The 18,959-nt window shown below is 63.3% G+C and carries 16 protein-coding genes; 7 read left to right on the forward strand and 9 right to left on the reverse strand.

Features of this window, described 5'->3' with window-relative positions; all coding sequences use genetic code 11:
• Positions 1–14: 14 nt before the first annotated feature.
• The 4 genes from purB (at position 15) to ACD578_RS12775 (ending at position 4,120) form a co-directional block, all read left to right on the forward strand.
• Positions 15–1,328: an adenylosuccinate lyase gene (gene purB, locus ACD578_RS12760; protein WP_404293544.1), complete on the forward strand. Its 1,314-nt coding sequence runs from the start codon at positions 15–17 to the stop codon at positions 1,326–1,328.
• Positions 1,329–1,513: 185 nt separating this feature from the next.
• Entirely contained in the window at positions 1,514–2,767 is a 1,254-nt protein-coding gene (locus ACD578_RS12765) for a class I SAM-dependent methyltransferase (protein ID WP_404293826.1), read from the forward strand.
• A gap of 31 nt (positions 2,768–2,798) precedes the next feature.
• Complete coding sequence (locus ACD578_RS12770; protein ID WP_404293547.1) at positions 2,799–3,350, forward strand: RBBP9/YdeN family alpha/beta hydrolase; 552 nt, start codon at positions 2,799–2,801, stop codon at positions 3,348–3,350.
• 188 nt (positions 3,351–3,538) lie between these two features.
• Positions 3,539–4,120, forward strand: a complete 582-nt coding sequence (locus tag ACD578_RS12775) for a Spy/CpxP family protein refolding chaperone (protein ID WP_404293550.1) — start codon at positions 3,539–3,541, stop codon at positions 4,118–4,120.
• Positions 4,121–4,189: 69 nt separating this feature from the next.
• Here ACD578_RS12775 and rpsD read toward each other — a convergent pair whose 3' ends face one another.
• The 5 genes from rpsD to ACD578_RS12800 all read right to left on the reverse strand — a co-directional run bounded on the left by rpsD (position 4,190) and on the right by ACD578_RS12800 (position 8,361).
• Complete coding sequence (rpsD, locus tag ACD578_RS12780; RefSeq protein WP_152717863.1) at positions 4,190–4,807, reverse strand: 30S ribosomal protein S4; 618 nt, start codon at positions 4,805–4,807, stop codon at positions 4,190–4,192.
• A 218-nt stretch (positions 4,808–5,025) separates the two neighbouring features.
• Positions 5,026–5,898, reverse strand: a complete 873-nt coding sequence (gene murI, locus ACD578_RS12785; protein WP_404293552.1) for a glutamate racemase — start codon at positions 5,896–5,898, stop codon at positions 5,026–5,028.
• Between the two features lie 9 nt (positions 5,899–5,907).
• On the reverse strand, positions 5,908–7,110 hold the full coding sequence (locus ACD578_RS12790) for an alpha/beta hydrolase family protein (protein ID WP_404293555.1): 1,203 nt from the start codon (positions 7,108–7,110) through the stop codon (positions 5,908–5,910).
• A 65-nt stretch (positions 7,111–7,175) separates the two neighbouring features.
• On the reverse strand, positions 7,176–7,910 hold the full coding sequence (locus tag ACD578_RS12795; RefSeq protein ID WP_404293558.1) for an RNA methyltransferase: 735 nt from the start codon (positions 7,908–7,910) through the stop codon (positions 7,176–7,178).
• A gap of 166 nt (positions 7,911–8,076) precedes the next feature.
• The gene (locus tag ACD578_RS12800) at positions 8,077–8,361 is read right to left on the reverse strand and encodes a hypothetical protein (RefSeq protein ID WP_152718677.1); all 285 of its coding nucleotides are present in this window, start codon (positions 8,359–8,361) and stop codon (positions 8,077–8,079) included.
• Between the two features lie 343 nt (positions 8,362–8,704).
• Here ACD578_RS12800 and ACD578_RS12805 point away from each other — a divergent pair, with 343 nt between their 5' ends.
• Both ACD578_RS12805 and ACD578_RS12810 read left to right on the forward strand, forming a co-directional pair.
• Positions 8,705–8,851 (forward strand): hypothetical protein, encoded by a 147-nt coding sequence (locus tag ACD578_RS12805; RefSeq protein ID WP_404293560.1) that lies wholly within the window; start codon positions 8,705–8,707, stop codon positions 8,849–8,851.
• A gap of 255 nt (positions 8,852–9,106) precedes the next feature.
• On the forward strand, positions 9,107–10,321 hold the full coding sequence (locus tag ACD578_RS12810) for an NADP-dependent isocitrate dehydrogenase (RefSeq protein WP_404293563.1): 1,215 nt from the start codon (positions 9,107–9,109) through the stop codon (positions 10,319–10,321).
• A gap of 67 nt (positions 10,322–10,388) precedes the next feature.
• Here the strand turns inward: ACD578_RS12810 and ACD578_RS12815 are convergent, their stop codons facing one another.
• Positions 10,389–11,318 (reverse strand): diacylglycerol/lipid kinase family protein, encoded by a 930-nt coding sequence (locus ACD578_RS12815; protein WP_404293566.1) that lies wholly within the window; start codon positions 11,316–11,318, stop codon positions 10,389–10,391.
• A 168-nt stretch (positions 11,319–11,486) separates the two neighbouring features.
• Between ACD578_RS12815 and ACD578_RS12820 the strand changes: the two genes are divergently transcribed.
• Positions 11,487–11,927, forward strand: a complete 441-nt coding sequence (locus tag ACD578_RS12820) for a GFA family protein (RefSeq protein ID WP_404293569.1) — start codon at positions 11,487–11,489, stop codon at positions 11,925–11,927.
• A 223-nt stretch (positions 11,928–12,150) separates the two neighbouring features.
• Here the strand turns inward: ACD578_RS12820 and alaS are convergent, their stop codons facing one another.
• The 3 genes from alaS to cckA all read right to left on the reverse strand — a co-directional run bounded on the left by alaS (position 12,151) and on the right by cckA (position 18,910).
• Positions 12,151–14,799, reverse strand: coding sequence for an alanine--tRNA ligase (alaS, locus tag ACD578_RS12825; protein WP_404293572.1), 2,649 nt, complete (start codon positions 14,797–14,799; stop codon positions 12,151–12,153).
• 312 nt (positions 14,800–15,111) lie between these two features.
• Entirely contained in the window at positions 15,112–16,206 is a 1,095-nt protein-coding gene (gene recA, locus ACD578_RS12830) for a recombinase RecA (RefSeq protein WP_152713641.1), read from the reverse strand.
• Between the two features lie 172 nt (positions 16,207–16,378).
• Complete coding sequence (cckA, locus tag ACD578_RS12835; protein WP_404293576.1) at positions 16,379–18,910, reverse strand: cell cycle histidine kinase CckA; 2,532 nt, start codon at positions 18,908–18,910, stop codon at positions 16,379–16,381.
• Between the last annotated feature and the right edge of the window lie 49 nt (positions 18,911–18,959).

Consider the following 18,959-nt stretch of genomic DNA (forward strand, 5'->3'; position numbering starts at 1 on the left):
GCAGGAGAAGACTTGTGATCCCCCGTTACAGCCGTCCCGAGATGGTGGCCATCTGGTCGCCGGAAACCAAGTTCCGCATCTGGTTCGAGATCGAAGCCCATGCCACCACGGCACTCGCCAATCTCGGCGTCGTGCCCAAGGAGGCAGCGGAGACGGTCTGGGAGAAGGGCTCCAAGGCCACCTTCGACGTGGAGCGGATCGACGCCATCGAGCGCGAGGTGAAGCATGACGTCATCGCCTTCCTCACCCATCTGGCCGAGATCGTTGGTCCCGAGGCGCGCTTCGTCCATCAGGGCATGACCTCCTCGGACGTGCTCGACACCACCTTCAACGTGCAGCTCGCCCGCGCCTCCGACCTTCTGCTGCGTGATCTCGACGAGCTCCTCGCCGCCATCAAGCGCCGCGCCTTCGAGCACAAGATGACGCCGACCATCGGCCGCTCCCACGGGATTCACGCCGAGCCCACCACCTTCGGCCTCAAGCTTGCCCAAGCCTATGCGGAGTTCGAGCGCTGCAAGGTCCGGCTGATCGAGGCGCAGCGGGAGATCTCCACCTGCGCCATCTCCGGCGCCGTCGGAACCTTCGCCAATATCGACCCGAGCGTCGAAGAATATGTGGCCGAGCAGATGGGCCTGTCCGTCGAGCCGGTCTCGACCCAGGTCATTCCCCGCGACCGGCACGCAATGTATTTCGCAACGCTCGGCGTCATCGCTTCCTCCATCGAGCGGCTGGCCACGGAAGTGCGCCATCTGCAGCGCAGCGAAGTTCTGGAGGCGGAAGAGTTCTTCTCGGCGGGCCAGAAGGGCTCGTCCGCCATGCCGCACAAGCGCAATCCGGTGCTCACCGAAAACCTGACGGGACTTGCCCGCATGGTCCGGGCCTATGCCATGCCGGCAATGGAGAACGTGGCGCTCTGGCACGAGCGGGACATCTCCCATTCCTCCGTCGAGCGCATGATCGGTCCCGACGCGACCGTAACCCTGGACTTCGCGCTCGCCCGCCTCACCAACGTCATCGACAAGCTCGTGGTCTATCCAGAGAACATGCAGAAGAACCTGGACCGCCTCGGCGGTCTCGTTCACTCGCAGCGGGTTCTTCTGGCGCTGACCCAAAAGGGCGCCTCCCGCGAGGACGCCTATCGGCTCGTCCAGCGCAATGCCATGCCTGTCTGGCGCGGCGAAGGCGACTTCCTCACCCTTCTGAAGAACGATGCCGACGTGACGAAGTACCTGCCGGCGGACGAGATCGCGGCCTGCTTCGACCTCGGCTACCACTACAAGCATGTGGATACGATCTTCGCGCGGGTCTTCGGCGCGAGCGGCGCATAGCTGGGGGGCTGGAAATTTTTCCACAATGAGCAAGAATCCCTGGCAGGGCATCGGACCCAAAAGTGGAATCCACTTTTGGGATCGGCTCCGATGCCTCTCTTGAAGAGCGCATCGTCCAATGCGGAAAACCGGGGCCACTTTTCCGTCCGATGCGCTGGGAGATCAACGGCGCGGGGATTGTTGCCATGCTGTCGGAGAAGCTTCTCGATCTTGCATTCACGCGGGCCGTGAAACACGGCTCCCTGGAGATGACGACGGCCGGTGGCCGGCGTTTCACCTTCGGAGACGGGACTGAACCCCAGGTATCGATCCGCTTCACGGACGCCCCGGCCCAGATGGCGCTCTGCCTTCATCCGGAACTGAAGCTCGGTGAATTGTTCGTGGAGGGTCGCCTCGTCATCGAGAACGGCACCATCCTCGACCTGCTCCAGCTCCTTCTCCAGGATACCCATGGGGAACTCGACGAGCTCCCTCTCCATCGCCTGCGCAAGATCCGCGCCAGGATGATGCGCCGTGCCGAGAACAATGCGGCCCGGTCCAAGCGCAACGTCGCCCACCATTACGACCTCGACGGTCGGCTTTATTCCCTCTTCCTCGACAGCGACCGACAGTATTCCTGCGCCTATTTCGACGATCCGGATGTGAGCCTCGAAGAGGCCCAGATGGCCAAGAAGCGGCACATCGCGGCCAAATTGATGGTTGATCCAGGCCAGAGCATCCTGGACATCGGCTCGGGCTGGGGCGGTATGGGGCTCTATCTCGCTCAGGTTGCCGGAGCAGGCTCGGTCAAGGGCGTCACGCTCTCGGAGGAACAGTTGGAGGTTTCGCGCAAGCGATCCGCCACGGCCTGCCTTCAGGATCGGGTGCAGTTCGAGCTTCAGGACTATCGCCTCACGAAGGGCTCGTTCGACCGGATCGTCTCGGTCGGCATGTTCGAGCATGTGGGCGTATCTTCCTATGACGCTTATTTCCAGACCTGCCGGAATCTCCTGAAGGCGGACGGCGTCATGCTCCTCCACACCATCGGGCGATCGGGCACGCCCTATCCGACCAATCCCTGGATCACCAAGTACATCTTCCCCGGCGGGCACCTGCCCGTTCTGTCGGAGATAATGCCCGCCATCGAGCACGCAGGACTGGCGGTAACGGATGTCGAGATCCTGCGTCTGCACTATGCCTTCACGTTGAAGGCTTGGCGCGAGCGCTTCATAGCTCATCGCGAGGAGGTGCTGCGCCTCTACGACGAGCGTTTCTGCCGGATGTGGGAATGCTACCTCGCCATGTCCGAATCCGCCTTCCGCTGGCAGGATGCGGTGGTGTTCCAGTTCCAGCTCGCCCGGCGCAACGACGTTGTGCCCCTGACCCGCGATTATATCGCAGAGCGGGAGACCGCCCTGAAGGAGGCGGAGCAGAATATGGAGTTGAAGCGGAGCGCTTGAACCGGTCGGGATGGGTCTTTATCTCCGAGGCATGAAAACTTCCGATTGCGACATCCTCATCGTTCCAGGCCACACGAATTCCGGCGAAGACCATTGGCAGAGCCGATGGGAGCGCCAGCTCTCGACTGCTTGGCGCGTCGAGCAGGAGAACTGGGACGCTCCCGATAAGGACGCCTGGGTCAAGCGCATCGTGCGCGACGTGGAACGGGCCAAGAAGCCCGTCGTGCTCGTCGGCCACAGCCTCGGCGTGCTGGCCATCGCCCATGCGGCGCCGCAGCTCGCAGGCGGCAAGGTCCGGGGCGCCTTCCTGGTCAGCATGCCGGACGTGGAGAGGCCGGACTTCATCCCGGCCATCGACCGGGCCTTTGCGCCGATCCCGCGCGAGCCTTTCCACTTCCCTTCCATTCTCATCGCCAGCCGGACCGATCCTCATTGCGACTATGCCAAGGCGGAAGACATCGCCTATGCCTGGGGCTCGGCCATCGTGGATGCGGGCGATGCGGGCCACCTCAACACGGAAAGCGGCCATGGTCCCTGGCCTGAGGGGCTGATGCGCTTCGCAGGGTTCCTGAAGCGGCTCTGAGGCGCCGCCGCTTCCTCTCCACTGTCATTCTTGGCCTCGCCGACGCTCGCCCCGAAATGACAGTGTCAGCGGGCCGGAAGGGTTCTTCGAATACCTTTTCCACATGACGAAAAGTTCATGCGCCAGTCACCTGAGTGAGAGCAGGATCGGAGCAATCTAATCCTATCGCCACCACGGAGGATATTCGCATGAAGACCTTTGCCACCATCGCCCTTGCCGCTCTGCTGGCAGGCACGGGCACCTATGCCCTCGCTCAGCAGACACCTGCTCCGGATGCGACGGCAGCCTCCCAGGATCAAGGGCGCCAGGACCCCCGTCCCCGCATGAGCCAGGACGATTTCAACCGGCTCGTCGATGCCCGCATCGCCTCGATCAAGGCCGGCCTGAAGCTTTCCGCCGATCAGGAGCGTCTCTGGACACCCGTGGAAACCGCCATCCGCACCTCCGCCTCCGAGCGCTTCTCCCGCTTCGAGCAGCGCCCGACCCGCGAACAGCGCCAGTCCGTGGACTTCATGCAGCGCCTCGAGCAGCGTAGCACCATGAGGACCGAGGGCGCGCAGCGCTCGGCCGCCGTCACCACCGCCCTGCGCCCGCTCTGGAACACCTTCAGCGAAGACCAGAAGCGGATTGCGCCGCGTCTCCTGCGCGAGGCTGTCGATGTCGACGGCCCACGCTGGAATGACCGCGGCGGGCGCCGCGGCCACGGCCGCGACCATCATCGCATGGGGATGCATCAGGGCGGACCCCGCGGCCCCGTGCGGCAGCAGTAACGTCCGACAGCAAGCAAAAAGGCCGCCCACTGGGCGGCCTTTCCGTATTCGAAACCGGCTGTTCGCGAATTAGCGCGAATAGAACTCGATCACGAGATTCGGTTCCATCTGGACCGGGTACGGCACTTCCGACAGGGTCGGGATGCGCGTCACGCGGGCCGTCATCTTGGAATGATCGACCTCGATGTAGTCCGGAACGTCGCGCTCGGCGAGCTGGCTCGCCACGAGGACGACCTCGAGCTGCTTCGACTTGTCCTTCACCTCGATCACGTCGCCGGCCTTCACCTGATAGCTCGGGATGTTCACGCGGCGGCCGTTGACCTTCACGTGACCGTGGTTGACGAACTGACGGGCGGCGAACGGCGTCGCGACGAACTTCGAGCGGTACACGACCGCGTCGAGACGGCGCTCGAGCAGGCCGACCAGGTTCTCACCGGAGTCGCCCTTCAGGCGGATCGCCTCCGCGTAGTAGCGGCGGAACTGCTTCTCGGTGATGTTCGCGTAGTAGCCCTTGAGCTTCTGCTTGGCGCGCAGCTGCGTGCCGAAGTCGGACATCTTGCCCTTGCGGCGCTGACCATGCTGGCCAGGACCATATTCGCGGCGGTTCACAGGGCTCTTCGGGCGGCCCCAGATATTCTGACCCATGCGGCGGTCAAGCTTGTGCTTGGCCTGAATGCGCTTCGACATCGCTGTTCCTCTTTGTTGTCGAATTTGCGAGGAACGCGCCCTCCTCTTCCCATCATGCCCGAGGAGGCCCAAAGGGCCGTCTCGAGGGACGGGACGACAGGCCGACTTAGAGCCGGGCCACGGGAGCGTAAAAAGTTACGCGGCCCGTGAGGACCGCGTGAACGGGAGGCATTTAGGCGGAAAAGGCGGGAAAGTCAATCAGAGATAAACCCATTCCCTCAGCCCACGAGCAGCGGCATGTCCTCGACGGCCACGAGCGGCAGCCCTTTCTCCTGCAAGGCTCCGCGAAGGGCAAGGCTGATCCCGGCTCCGCTAGTGAACATGGCGATGGCCTCGTTCTCATCGGCCTCATGGCCGGGAACGGGTTGGCCGATCAGCTGCATCACACGGCGGGCGATGGCCGGGGCCGGGTCGATCCAGGTCACGGTCCAGGGCGCCAAGGCCTGAAAGCGCGAGAGCAGCAGCGGGTAATGGGTGCAGCTGAGGGCCACCACGTCTGTCCTGCCGCCCGTATCCTCGACGAAGCAGGGACGAAGCTCATTCAGCAGTTCTTCGTCCCGGACAGGATTGCCCGCAAGCTCCGCCTCCGCAAAGCCGGCGAGGCGGCGCGAGCCGACGAGATTGACCCTGCAGCCCGCCGCATAGGTCTCGATGAGATCGCGGGTATAGTCCCGCGCCACGGTGGCCGGGGTAGCGAGAACGGAGATGTAGCCGGTCCGCGTCGTCTGGGCCGCTGGCTTGATCGCCGGAACGGTGCCGACGAACGGAATGGAGAATCGTTCACGCAGATAGGGAAGCACAAGGGTCGATGCCGTGTTGCAGGCCACCACGATGATATTCGGATCATGAAGCCTGATCAGCCGCTCCATCACGGCCACGACCCGCTCCGCCAGAACCGCCTCGCTCAGGCGCCCGTAAGGAAATCCCGCATCGTCCGCTGCATAGACATAGCGCGCATCCGGGCGAACCTTCAGGATCTCGGAGAAGACCGTGAGGCCGCCGAGACCGGAATCGAAGACGAGGATCGTGGGGACGGGAGACGGCATGATGGCAGGATTATAGGTTGCCCCTGCCAGAAGATCGACACGCATGACTAACCCTTACGAACGCGACTTGGTGAGAAAGTCCGACAATCCTTGCCTGGTTTCCGGGGGCGCCATGTTCAGCCTGCGGCGCGGGCCCCGCTCCTCCTTGCTCTCCGGCCCCTCTCCTTTCGGCATTTGTGCCGAGAGGCGCTTGACGGGCCAGCCGTCGCTCCAGGTACTCATGTCGACGAATTTGGGATCGCGGAGGAGTGCGGTGGCATCCTTGCCGGCGAAGGCCACCTCGGAGGCGATATCGAAGGTTTTCCAGAAAGCGAGGAAATCGAGCGTATCGGTACCGTTGTTGCCGAGCTGCTGGGTCAGGATGGTCTGCGGCCCGCTGAGCGCCATGTCGGCGCTCCAGCGCCAGGTGTTCCTCTGCTTGGGATCGCGCGGCGGATCGGATGGCAGCTTGATGGCGGAGGCATCGTAATCGGCCTTCGGTGATCCAGGGGATGCGAGCGTCGCCGTCAGAGCCGGGAAGCCGTGATCGTCGGACGCTGCCCGCATGAACAGCTTGCGGGTCGAGGGAACGGCGCTGGCCTGCTGGAGGAGCAAACGGGAGGCCCTATCGCTCGGCAGATAATCCCTGTCGCCGCTCATGGCGATGATCAGGGTTGCCGGATCGACAGCCGAGAGATCCCGCAGGAGGATGCCGCGCTCCTTCTCGTTGGAGGCGATGCCGCCCGGCATCAGGCCGAAGATCAGCTTCGGAGCGGGAACCTTGCCCGAGCTCACCCCGGCCGCAAGATTGAGCGCGATCGGCACCCCGGCGGAATGGCCTACGAACGCGACCCGCTCCATATCAGGCTTGGCATTCGGATCGTCCGCTAGCGCTGCAAGAGCGCTCTGGATCAGGTCCTCGGCGAGGTTCGAGGCGTCGGCAGGACGGGAACGGTTCACGTCCTGGAAACGGGGAAAGAGCACGAGAAGGCCCTTGCGGGCGAGATGATCGATCCAGCCGCCATAGAGGCCCGGATTCACGGCGCCCCATGAATGAAGGAACACCACGACGGGGCGCGGCTTCGAGGGGGTATCGGCTCCATGGAACACGAACGTCCCGGCGCTCGCCGTGCCGATGGCCCGCTTCACCACCTCGGTCGACTTGTAGTCGCGTCCGCCAGGCCCCTGCTCGGGCTGCTGCGGCGGCGTTGCCGCGTGAGCCCATGGGGCGGCGAGAGAGACGCCAAGGAGCAGAACTGGCAGCAGGGAGCGGCGCATCGTCGTCTCGAACTCCAGGGTCAATCGGGCAGATAGGGCCCAATTGTTATAAAGCCACGATTTGATTAAGGCTTTCTCAACCTGCGCCCTTCGGCAAGGGCGCGAATCGCTCCGCGCAAAGTCCGGACTTCCTGCTCCGACATTTCGAGGCGGTGGAAGATATCCCGCATGTTGCGGGTCATGGTCGGCTTCTTGTCCTCAGGGTAAAAATTCACCGCATCGAGTTCGGTCTCGATGTAGTCGAAGAACGACGTCACCATCTCGCGCGGCGCCGGTGGAGAGGTCCTGCCGCCCTCGAAGGGCAGCGCGCCTCCCGTGGCGAGCTTGTACCATTCATAGGATACGAGAAGGACGGCCTGGGCGAGATTGAGCGAGGAGAATTTCGGGTCGACCGGGAAGGTGACGATGGCATCGGCGAGCGACACCTCGTCGTTCTCGAGCCCTGTGCGTTCGCGTCCGAACAGGATGCCGACGCCTTGCCCTGCCCCGACGCGCCGGTGCGCCTCCGTCATGGCCGCATCCGGCGCGAAGACCCGCTTCATCTGTCCCCGCTCGCGGGCCGTGGTGGCGAAGACGAAATTCAGATCCGCAATGGCCTCGCGGGCCGTGTCATAGAGCTTCGCCCCTTCCAGTACATGGGTCGCACCGGAGGCGGCTGAATGCGCGCCCTTCTTGGGCCAGCCATTGCGCGGCGACACAAGGCGCAATTCCGACAGGCCGAAATTGGCCATGGCCCGAGCCACCATGCCGATATTCTCGGCCAGTTGGGGTTCCACGAGGATGATGATCGGACGGGTCATTGAGGTTCGGTCAGATTGGATGAGCGCTGCTCTCCCATAGCGTCAAAACCGATGTCACGACTAGCTCTGTCGATGCACGACGGCTCCTGACGGCATCTCATGAAAAACCTCTCCGAGCATGCCCGGAGAGGCCTTGAGACACCGAACCGATATTTCGGCCGGCCTATTACCAGCAGCCCCAGCCGCAGTAGTAATGCGGACGGGCCGCCGCGCCGATGGCCGCGCCGCCGACGACGCCGACGGCGGTGCCGACGGCCACTTGGCTGGCGGCCGCGTTCGATTGCGCGACGTTGTTGCGGTAGTTGGCATTGCGGCAACGCTCGTAGTTCTTCGTGCCGGGCTTCAGGCCCGATTCCATACAGACGGAATCGGCATTGGCCATGGACTGTTCGGCCGTCTGGCAGCCTGCCAGAACCAGTGCTGCCGTTCCGAGAATAATAGCAAGACGCATGTCAGCTCCCTTTTGTGTTCAACAAAGTCCCTCCGGCGACGTCCTCGATCCGAAAAATCGGATCCGATGCCTCTGAGGCAACCGCCGGAATGAAGGGATCTGAACTACGGATAAGCCTGGCTTTCCGTGCGACAGCACACGTGGCGTGGTGAATTTTCCCAAAGAGGAACCTAGACCCGTGGCTATCCCTTATTTCCTGCAGTTATAACATCATAATATCACGACCGTCCCCCAACGTCACGTAGTATCGTGTGACCCTGTTGCGTGCTCTCGCTCTGAGTATTTGCCTGTCCCGGGGCTCACATTTCCTGCTTCGACCGCACCTTCGATAAGGATCTCGGTCGTGGCGGTGCCTCCGCTCTTCCATGGCAACTGGTGCGGCGTGGGCGACGCGAACCGAGCCTCGCCGATCGATGTCTTGGACGTCGCCTGCCGGGACCACGATCTCTGCTACGAGCGACACGTCCGCGGCTCCTGCATCTGCGATTGAGCCATCCTCAGGGCGACAGCCTCTATCGTCAGAAGCTCTCAAACCCCGGAGCCGGTCCGGAGCAAGGCAGCGACCGTCAATTCGCTGTTCAGCGCAACTTTGTGCACCAAGAACTCCAAAATACCTTAGCAGGCGGGAAAGCGCTGAATTCCTGCCCTGCCCCCACCTTCCCCATCGGCCTTAACCGCGCTATAGCCCCCGCAACCATCCTGCCGCAGGCAGGACTGTTCCAGCCCTTAAGCGCAAGGTGAGATCATGGCGAAGATCAAGGTTGCCAACCCGGTTGTCGAGCTCGACGGCGACGAGATGACCCGCATTATCTGGCACTTCATCAAAGAGAAGCTGATCCACCCCTATCTCGACCTCGACCTGAAGTACTACGACCTCGGCGTCGAGCATCGCGACGCGACCAACGACCGCGTCACGGTCGAGGCCGCCGAGGCGATCAAGAAGTATGGCGTCGGCGTGAAGTGCGCCACCATCACGCCGGACGAGGGCCGCGTGCAGGAATTCGGCCTCAAGGAGATGTGGAAGTCGCCCAACGGCACGATCCGCAACATCCTCGGCGGCGTGATCTTCCGCGAGCCCATCATCTGCAAGAACGTGCCCCGCCTCGTGCCCGGCTGGACCCAGCCGATCATCGTCGGCCGCCACGCCTTCGGCGACCAGTACAAGGCCACGGACTTCAAGGTACCCGGCAAGGGCCGCCTGACGATCAAGTTCGAGGGCGAGGACGGCACGGTCATCGAGAAGGAAGTGTTCAAGTTCCCGGATGCCGGCGTCGCCATGGCGATGTACAACCTGGACGAGTCGATCCGCGACTTCGCCCGCGCCTCGCTCAACTACGGCCTGAACCGCAAGTACCCGGTCTATCTCTCGACGAAGAACACCATCCTCAAGGCCTATGACGGGCGCTTCAAGGACATCTTCGAAGAGGTCTACCAGAACGAGTTCAAGGCGAAGTTCGATGCCGCGGGCATTATCTACGAGCACCGCCTGATCGACGACATGGTGGCCTCGGCGCTCAAGTGGTCGGGCGGCTATGTCTGGGCGTGCAAGAACTACGACGGCGACGTGCAGTCCGACACGGTGGCGCAGGGCTTCGGCTCGCTCGGCCTGATGACCTCGGTGCTGATGACGCCGGACGGCCAGACGGTGGAGGCGGAAGCCGCCCACGGCACGGTGACGCGCCACTACCGCGAGCACCAGAAGGGCAAGGAGACCTCGACGAACTCGATCGCGTCGATCTTCGCCTGGACCCGCGGCCTCGCGCACCGGGCAAAGCTCGACGACAATGCCGAGCTCGCCCGCTTTGCCGCGACCCTGGAGAAGGTGTGCGTCGACACGGTCGAGGCCGGCTTCATGACCAAGGACCTAGCGCTCCTGGTCGGCGCCGAGCAGAAGTGGCTCTCCACCACCGGATTCCTCGACAAGATCGACGAAAACCTCAAAAAGGCCATGGCCGCGTAAGATCTCCACCGCGAGATTAGATGATGGTGACGGCCGGGCGAGCCCGGCCGTTTTCTTTTGCGGTTCGTTACGGCGCGACCACCGGGAGCGGACGCTCACCCAAGCCTATCTCGAGCGGGACGCAACCTCTGGAATCACCATCCAACTGGACCGGGTCGCCATCATGGCCGGTGATCAGCACACGAGAGGCTGCGACAACGCGGTACCCGGGCATACGGTCGAGATGCCCCGTCCCCATGCCGGCGACGTAGATGAGCGTGCTCAACCGCCCGCCACGCAGGAAGAGACAGACCTGGAGCTCGGGCCTGCCGATGGCGGCGTGTGGAGCAAGCTGAAACTCGCCGCCGTAGAACCGGCTCTTCGCCACGATGACGGAGCTTGCTTCCACCACCTCCGATCCATCGATCTCGACACGGTAGCGACGCGGCACCCCGGCCACGAGTTCGCGCAGACCCTGCACGACGTAGGCCAGCTTGCCGATATTTTTCTTCAAACGAAGACTGGTGCGACTGACGATATGCGCATCCATCCCGACACCGCACATGAGCGAGAAGTATCGCCCGTTCGCGCAGCCGACATGAATATCCCGAGTTTGCCCATGGGCAAGGAGGCGCGCCAGGACATCGGCTTGTCTTGGAATTTGCAGGTCCCGCGACAGCACGTTGGTGGTGCCGATCGGGATGATTCCCAGCGCCGGCAACGGGAACTGCTCCCTCGCCATCAGTCCGTTGATCGCCTCGTTGATCGTGCCGTCGCCGCCTGCCACCACCACCACGTCAATATCGGAGCCGCAATCCCGCGCCACCCGTTCGGCATCGCCAGCACTTGCCGTTTCCTGCAGCCTGAACTGAGCCCCGTGCTTCTCGATTTCGCTCAAAATGGCTGCGAGATGCCGACGCTGTCTTCGTCCAGCCGTCGGGTTGTGGATCACGAGCAGCCGGCGCGCCGGTGAAAGGTGGCTTTCGGAAGCTGCAGCATAACCATCCGCCCGGGTCACTTCGGCAATTCCGAAAGGGTTGAGAAGTCGTCGAAATACTGGATCATTTCCATAAACTGCCAGTTCCAGCCCAGCCGATTCGGCGGATCACGTTGACACCGGAGTCATTGGATCGAACTGATCGATCAAGTCAGAGGACATACCATGACCAACGCCAGGAAGTCAGTCATGACCGGGGGCTGCCAGTGCGGCGCGGTCCGCTACGCGCTGATGTCCGAGCCGACCCATGCCAGCATCTGCCATTGCCGCATGTGCCAGAAGGCCTTCGGCAATTACTTCGCGCCGCTCACGGGCGTGCCGCGAAAGGATCTGGTCTGGACGACGGGGAAGCCGGGCATCTTCAAGAGTTCGGAGGCTGTGGAGCGTGGTTTCTGCCGGGATTGCGGTACGCCTTTGACCTTTGGTTACGTCGATCGGGATCGCATCACCGTCTCGATCGGCAGCCTCGACGATCCGGGCCGGATCACGCCCGAGATCCAGTATGGGATCGAGAGCAAGATCCCGGTGTTCGAAATGCTGCATACCCTGCCCGGCGAACGGACGGAGGATGGCGCCTCTCCGGATGAGATGAAGCGCATGACCTCGCGCCAGCATCCGGATCACGATTGAGGCGTGAGTCTCCCGCTGTCATCCTGGGGTCGCGAAAGCAGAGCCCGGGATCCATAGACGCCGACAGGACAGGACGACGCGCGACGCCGCTCGCCAATCCTTGAAACATTACGGTTATGGATCCCCGCCTGCGCGGGGATGACGGTGTCGCGTTTCAGGCGCCGGGTCCTGAGCGAGATCCCGGATTGGCCTTCGCCGTCCGGGATCGTTTTCAATTAACCGATCAGGCTGCCGCCAGGGCCGCCTCAATGGCGGCGAGCGCGGCTTCCGCCTGCCCCCCGTCGGGGCCGCCGGCCTGGGCCATGTCGCGGCGTCCGCCGCCGCCCTTGCCGCCGAGCTTTTCCGAGCCGACGCGCACGAGGGCGACCGCATCGACTTTCGCCGTCAGGTCCTCGGTGACGCCAACGACAATTCCCGCCTTGCCGTCCTCGGCGACGCCGACGATGGCGACGACACCGGAGCCGAGGCGCTTCTTGCCCTCGTCAGCGAGGCTCTTGAGATCCTTCATCTCGACGCCGGTGACCGCGCGGGCCATAAGCTTGATGCCGGCGACATCCTTGACCGGATCGCCCTCGCCTCCACCGCCGCCCATGGCAAGCTTGCGGCGCGCTTCGGCCAGATCGCGCTCCAGCTTGCGGCGCTCTTCCAAAAGGGCCGTGAGGCGTGAGGAGACCTCGTCCACCGGAGTCTTGAGGATGTTTGCGACCTCGCGCAGTTTGCGGCTTTCATCAGCGAGGTAGCGGCGCGCGGCATCGCCCGTCATGGCCTCGACGCGGCGGACGCCTGCCGCAACCGCGTTCTCGCCCACGATGGTGATGACGCCGATATCGCCTGTGCGGTTCACATGCGTGCCGCCGCAGAGCTCCACCGAGAACGTCTTGTTGGTCTCGCCCTTACCCATGGAAACGACGCGAACCTCGTCGCCGTACTTCTCACCGAACAGGGCGCGGGCGCCGGATTCGATGGCCTCGTCCACCGCCATGAGCTTGGTGATGACCGGCTCGTTCTGGAGCAGCACCTTGTTGGCGATCTCCTCGACTTGGTTGAGTTCCGCATCCTCGATGGGCTTCGGATGGCTGAAGTCGAAGCGCAGGCGGTCGGGTGCCACAAGCGAGCCCTTCTGGGCCACGTGATCGCCGAGCACTTGGCGCAGGGCCTCGTGCAGAAGATGGGTCGCCGAATGGTTGGAGCGCACCGCGAAGCGGCGCTCGTGATCGACGATCAGCTCCAGCGACTGATTGAGCTTCAGGGAGCCGTGCTCCACGGTGACATGGTGCACGAACAGGTCGCCCAGCTTCTTCTCGGTGCCGGTCACGAACACGCGGGCGCCCTCGCCCTGCATCACGCCGGTATCGCCGACCTGACCGCCGGATTCGCCATAGAACGGGGTCTGGTTGAGGACCACGAGGCCGGTCTCACCGGCCTTGAGCTCCGTCACCTCCTGGCCGTCCTTGAGGAGAGCCAGCACGATGCCTTCGGCGGTTTCGGTGTCGTATCCCAGAAACTCGGTCGCGCCTGCACGTTCCTTGACGGAGAACCACACGGTCTCCGTCGCCGCCTCGCCCGAACCGGACCAGGCCGCGCGCGCCTTCTCGCGCTGGCGCCCCATGGCGGCGTTGAAGGCGTCCGTATCGACGCCGATGCCGCGGGGCTTCAACGCGTCCTGCGTGAGATCGAGCGGGAAGCCATAAGTATCGTAGAGGGTAAAGGCCGTATCGCCGGAGAGGTTCTGTCCCTTCGTCAGAGCTCGGGTCTCCTCGTCGAGGATCGAGAGGCCACGCTCCAGGGTCTTGCGGAAGCGGGTCTCTTCCAGCTTCAGCGTTTCGGTAATCAGCGCCTCGGCGCGGATCAGCTCTGGATAGGCCTGCCCCATCTCGCGCACGAGGGCTGGCACGAGGCGGTACATCAGCGGGTCCTTGGCGCCGAGGAGCTGCGCATGGCGCATGGCGCGGCGCATGATGCGGCGGAGCACGTAGCCGCGGCCCTCGTTCGAGGGCAGCACCCCATCGGCCACGAGGAAGCAGGAGGTCCGCAGGTGATCGGCGATCACCCGATGCGAAGCCTTGCGGTCGCCTTCGGGCGCCACGCCAGTGGCATGCGCTACCGCCTCGATGAGCGTGCGGAAGAGATCCGTGTCGTAGTTCGAGTGCACACCCTGCATGATCGCGGCGATGCGCTCCAGGCCCATGCCGGTGTCGATGGAGGGCCTCGGCAGGCCGATGCGGTTGCCGGGCTCGATCTGCTCGTATTGCATGAACACGAGGTTCCAGAACTCGAGGAACCGGTCGCCGTCCTCCTCCGGGCTGCCGGGAGGGCCGCCCCAGAGGCTCTCACCCTGGTCGATGAAGATCTCCGAGCACGGGCCGCAGGGGCCGGTATCGCCCATCTGCCAGAAATTATCCGAGGTCGGGATGCGGATGATCTTGGAATCCGAGAAGCCGGCGATCTTCTTCCACAGGTTCGCGGCCTCGTCGTCGTCGTGATAGACGGTCACGAGGAGCTTGTCCTTCGGCAGGTCGAATTCCTTGGTGATCAGACCCCACGCAAGCTCGATAGCACGCTCCTTGAAGTAGTCGCCGAACGAGAAGTTGCCGAGCATCTCGAAGAAGGTGTGGTGGCGCGCGGTGTAGCCCACATTGTCGAGATCGTTGTGCTTGCCGCCGGCGCGCACGCATTTCTGCGACGTCGTGGCCGTGCTGTAGGGCCGCTTCTCGACGCCCGTGAAGACGTTCTTGAACTGCACCATGCCGGCATTCGTGAACATCAGGGTCGGGTCGTTGCGCGGCACGAGGGGGCTCGAGGCCACGACCTCATGGCCGTTCTTGGCAAAGTAATCGAGGAAGGCCGACCGGATTTCGTTGACGCCGCTCATGGGTTCTCAAACTCAGGGATAGGGGCCCAAAGGCCCGTCAAGGTCTTGGTGGTGGCCGGTTTTAGCCGCCCGCGCCCGCGCTGTCGAGGCGGCGTGTCGTCTAATACCTCTCGTCATCCCGGACCCGGACAGGCGATCCGGGGTTCTGCTGCGCCGCCGGGAGGACAGCGTCCCGGTGAGGAGAACAACGAAAAGACCGCCGCGATCTCTCGCGACGGCCTCTCTTTGCCCTTGAAGGAGAGCAAACCTCTTTTGTGCATGGCCTTATCGAATGACCGGATTACCCTTATCCGGGCCATGCATTATTCGGCATTACTCGGCGGAGCCTTCGTCCAGATCGTCGGCGGTCGGAGTTGCCTGCTCCAGGATACGGTCGGCCAGGAGGCCTGCATTCTGGCGGATGAGACCTTCGATCTTGTCCGCAACCTCGGGGTTGTCGCGTAGGAACTGCTTCGAGTTCTCGCGGCCCTGGCCGAGGCGCTGGCTGTCGTAGGAGAACCAGGCGCCGGACTTCTCGACGATGCCGGCCTTGACGCCGAGATCGATGAGTTCGCCCACCTTGGAGACGCCCTCGCCGAACATGATGTCGAATTCGACCTGCTTGAAGGGCGGAGCAACCTTGTTCTTGACGACCTTGACGCGGACCGAGTTTCCGATCGGATCGTCACGATCCTTTAGGGTCGAGACACGGCGAATGTCGAGACGGACGGACGCATAGAACTTCAGAGCGTTGCCGCCCGTGGTGGTCTCCGGCGAGCCATACATGACGCCGATCTTCATCCGGATCTGGTTGATGAAGACCACCATGGTCTTCGATCGGGAGATCGAGCCGGTGAGCTTGCGCAGGGCCTGGCTCATGAGCCGGGCCTGGAGACCCGGCTGCACGTCGCCCATCTCGCCGTCGAGCTCGGCCTTAGGGGTCAGCGCCGCCACCGAGTCGATGACGAGCACGTCGATGGCGCCGGAGCGCACCAGGGTGTCGCAGATCTCGAGTGCCTGCTCGCCCGTGTCGGGCTGAGAGATGAGAAGATCGTCCAGGTTCACACCGAGCTTGCGCGCATAGACCGGATCGAGCGCATGCTCCGCGTCGACGAAGGCGCAGACGCCGCCCTTCTTCTGGGCCTCGGCGATGGTGTGCAGGGCCAGCGTCGTCTTACCCGAGGATTCCGGCCCGTAGATCTCGACGATGCGGCCGCGCGGCAGGCCGCCGACGCCAAGCGCGATATCGAGCCCGAGGGAACCCGTCGAGATAGTTTCGATCTCTACGGGCTGCTGGCCTTTGCCGAGCCGCATGATCGAACCCTTGCCGAAGGCGCGCTCGATCTGGGAGAGCGCCGCGTCGAGAGCTTTCGTTTTTTCTTTATCCATTGATGAGCTTTCCACCAGTCTCAATGAGGACTGTGACATGACTTAACATCCTTATGGCATGGAGGAGGAGTGAATCTCAACGCGGTGTTGAGAGAATATATGTACTCACTTTGTTCCCCCTTACAAGTTCTTTTTTCGTTCTCGTTCGGGAATTCACAGATCTCGTGCAGGTCACGATGCCGCAGGGTTAAAATACAGTTAATTCAGAGACTTACTGCCCGATCACCTGCTTCACGGTCTCGACCAGCTGGCGCAGACTGAAGGGCTTGGGCAGGAAGTTGAAATCCTCCCCTTCCGGCAGGTTCTTGCGGAAGGCTTCTTCCGCGTAACCGGAGACGAAGATCACCTTGAGGTCGGGGTAGAGCTTGCGCAGTTCGCCGAGCAGCGTCGGGCCGTCCATCTCCGGCATGACCACGTCGGAGACCACGAGATCGACGGGTGCGCCGCGTTGCTGGATGATTTCCAGTGCCGCGATGCCGGATTCGGCCTCCAGCACCGTATAGCCACGGGCGGAGAGCGCCCGGGCATTGACGGCGCGGACCGGATCCTCGTCCTCCACGAGGAGGATGGTGCCCTGACCGGTCATGTCGGCGGCGGGCTTCTTGGGCACATCCGCCTTCGTTTCCTCGGGGACCTCCTGAACGTCCGGGATATGGCGCGGCAGGTAGATGCTGAAGGTCGTGCCCTCGCCGGGCTTCGAATTCACGTCGATATAGCCGCCCGATTGCTTGACGATGCCGAAGACGGTGGAAAGGCCCAAGCCCGTGCCCTTGCCCACTTCCTTGGTGGTGAAGAACGGCTCGAAGATCTTTTCCAGAACCTCCGCCGTCATGCCAGAGCCCGTATCGGACACCTCGACCACCACGTAATCGGCCGGCGGCATCGCGCTCACGTTGAGGCGAGCAGCCTCCGTTGCCGAAACATTCGCGGTGCGGATCGCGAGCTTGCCGCCATTGGGCATGGCATCGCGCGCGTTGACGGCGAGGTTTACGACCACCTGCTCGAACTGGTTCACGTCCGCCTTCACGAACCAGAGATCGCGGCCATGGCTCAGATCCAGTTCCACGCGCTCGCCGAGCAGACGCTTCAGCAGCATGGAGAGATCGTAGAGCCGGTCGTTGAGGTTCAGAACCTCCGGCCGCAAGGTCTGACGGCGGGAGAACGCGAGCAGCTGGCGCACCAGGCTCGCGGCCCGGTTCGCGTTCTGCTTGATCTGCATGATGTCCTGGAAGGACGGATCGGTCGGCCGGTGGTTGGCAAGAAGCAGATCGCTGTAGCCGATGATCGCCTGCAGCACGTTGTTGAAGTCGTGCGCGACGCCGCCGGCGAGCTGCCCCACCGCATTCATCTTCTGCGATTGGGCGAGCTGCTCCTCCACCTTACGGAAATCGGTGGTGTCGAGAGCGTAAAGAATCGCCGTCTCGCCTTCCGCTCCCGTGTCCCCGACCGGCGTCACCCAGACGCGGACGGAGCCGCCGTTTTCTCCCGCAGTCTGAAGCTCCAGGGGCGGAATGTCCCCCTTGTTCTCCGCCGCCGCCTTGAGGGCGGCCTCGATGGGTCCGCGCTCGCGGAACGTGTCGAGGATGGATGCCCCGTTGGCACCGCCCTCACCCGTGCGCGCAAGCGTGCCGAACAGCTTGGAGAAGGGTGCATTGGCATGGACGATCCGACCGGCCTGATTGACCGTCGCGATGGCAATGGGAGTGTTGTTGAAGAACCGGGCAAAGCGCACTTCGGCGGCACGCTGTCCCTCGTCGACCTCTCCTCCCGCAGAGCGGTTGAGAACGAGCGTCCGGGAAGCGCCCATCCGGCCGTCCTGCCCGAAAGCGATGCGGTGATAGAGGCGCACCGGGAGGAACTGGCCGTTGCGGCGACGCAGGTCGAGATCGAACATCTCCGTGCGCACGCTGCCCGGCTCGCCGGAGAACGACGCCATCAATGACACCACATCGCGAGGCACGATGTCGGTGAGGCTCAATCCTCCCGAGCCGACCTGGGCGAGATCGTAATCGAGCCACGAGGCGAGGGTCGCATTCAGGTAGATGATCGAGCCCTCGGGATCGACCGACAGGAATCCCGCCGGGGCGTGATCGAGATAGTCTATGGCGTGCTGGAGTTCCTGGAAGACGTTTTCCTGGCGCTCGCGCTCGTGCGTGACTTCGCAGATGGTCCAGAGTGCCGCCTGCCGTCCGTTAGGACGCGGAACCGGGCGCACGCGCACGCGATACCAGCCGAATTCCTGAGCGCCGTTCAATGAGGGCGAAAGGCGGATTTCCTCGGAGCCAGTGCGATGTTCGCGCGTGGCCTGAGCCAAGCGATAGATCGCCTCCGAAACCTCGGGCGCGCCCATGAACAGGCGCTCCACGGGACGTACCTCCCCGCCCTGCAATCCTGCGAAGGAAAGGTAGGACTCGTTGGCATAGGTGATGCGCCCGTCATCCTCGATCACCACGAGACCGTCGCCCGATGTATCAGCCATGAGCTTGGTGATATCGTTGCGCGCCGTCTGCCCTGAAAATTGGACGACGCCGATGGCCATGGCGAAAAGGAAGAAGACGCCAGCCATGGCGAAGAAGGCAAGAAGTCCGAGGATCAGAGGCTGAGTCTGCTCCATGCCGAGGAAACGCAGGCTCAAGGTCGCGCCGACCAGAACTCCGGCCAGAAGCAGGACCCATCCGATGTGGCCGTGGCGGTCAGAACGGTCGATGGCCGAGCCCTTTGGCGTGTCGCCCTCGTAAGCCATGAAATGTCAACATCCTCAACGGAGGCGGATGTGCCTTACGGCACCGACT

This window comes from Microvirga sp. RSM25 (assembly GCF_044784385.1).
Taxonomy (GTDB): domain Bacteria; phylum Pseudomonadota; class Alphaproteobacteria; order Rhizobiales; family Beijerinckiaceae; genus Microvirga; species Microvirga tunisiensis.

Excerpts from the sequence above, each read along its gene's own strand:
- ACD578_RS12765 (WP_404293826.1), top strand. The coding sequence starts at position 1,514 with ATGCTGTCGGAGAAGCTTCTCGATCTTGCATTCACGCGGGCCGTGAAA.
- ACD578_RS12770 (WP_404293547.1), top strand. The coding sequence starts at position 2,799 with ATGAAAACTTCCGATTGCGACATCCTCATCGTTCCAGGCCACACGAAT.
- ACD578_RS12775 (WP_404293550.1), top strand. The coding sequence starts at position 3,539 with ATGAAGACCTTTGCCACCATCGCCCTTGCCGCTCTGCTGGCAGGCACG.
- rpsD (WP_152717863.1), bottom strand. The coding sequence starts at position 4,807 with ATGTCGAAGCGCATTCAGGCCAAGCACAAGCTTGACCGCCGCATGGGT.
- murI (WP_404293552.1), bottom strand. The coding sequence starts at position 5,898 with ATGCGTGTCGATCTTCTGGCAGGGGCAACCTATAATCCTGCCATCATG.
- ACD578_RS12790 (WP_404293555.1), bottom strand. The coding sequence starts at position 7,110 with ATGCGCCGCTCCCTGCTGCCAGTTCTGCTCCTTGGCGTCTCTCTCGCC.
- ACD578_RS12795 (WP_404293558.1), bottom strand. The coding sequence starts at position 7,910 with ATGACCCGTCCGATCATCATCCTCGTGGAACCCCAACTGGCCGAGAAT.
- ACD578_RS12800 (WP_152718677.1), bottom strand. The coding sequence starts at position 8,361 with ATGCGTCTTGCTATTATTCTCGGAACGGCAGCACTGGTTCTGGCAGGC.
- ACD578_RS12810 (WP_404293563.1), top strand. The coding sequence starts at position 9,107 with ATGGCGAAGATCAAGGTTGCCAACCCGGTTGTCGAGCTCGACGGCGAC.
- ACD578_RS12820 (WP_404293569.1), top strand. The coding sequence starts at position 11,487 with ATGACCGGGGGCTGCCAGTGCGGCGCGGTCCGCTACGCGCTGATGTCC.
- alaS (WP_404293572.1), bottom strand. The coding sequence starts at position 14,799 with ATGAGCGGCGTCAACGAAATCCGGTCGGCCTTCCTCGATTACTTTGCC.
- recA (WP_152713641.1), bottom strand. The coding sequence starts at position 16,206 with ATGTCACAGTCCTCATTGAGACTGGTGGAAAGCTCATCAATGGATAAA.
- cckA (WP_404293576.1), bottom strand. The coding sequence starts at position 18,910 with ATGGCTTACGAGGGCGACACGCCAAAGGGCTCGGCCATCGACCGTTCT.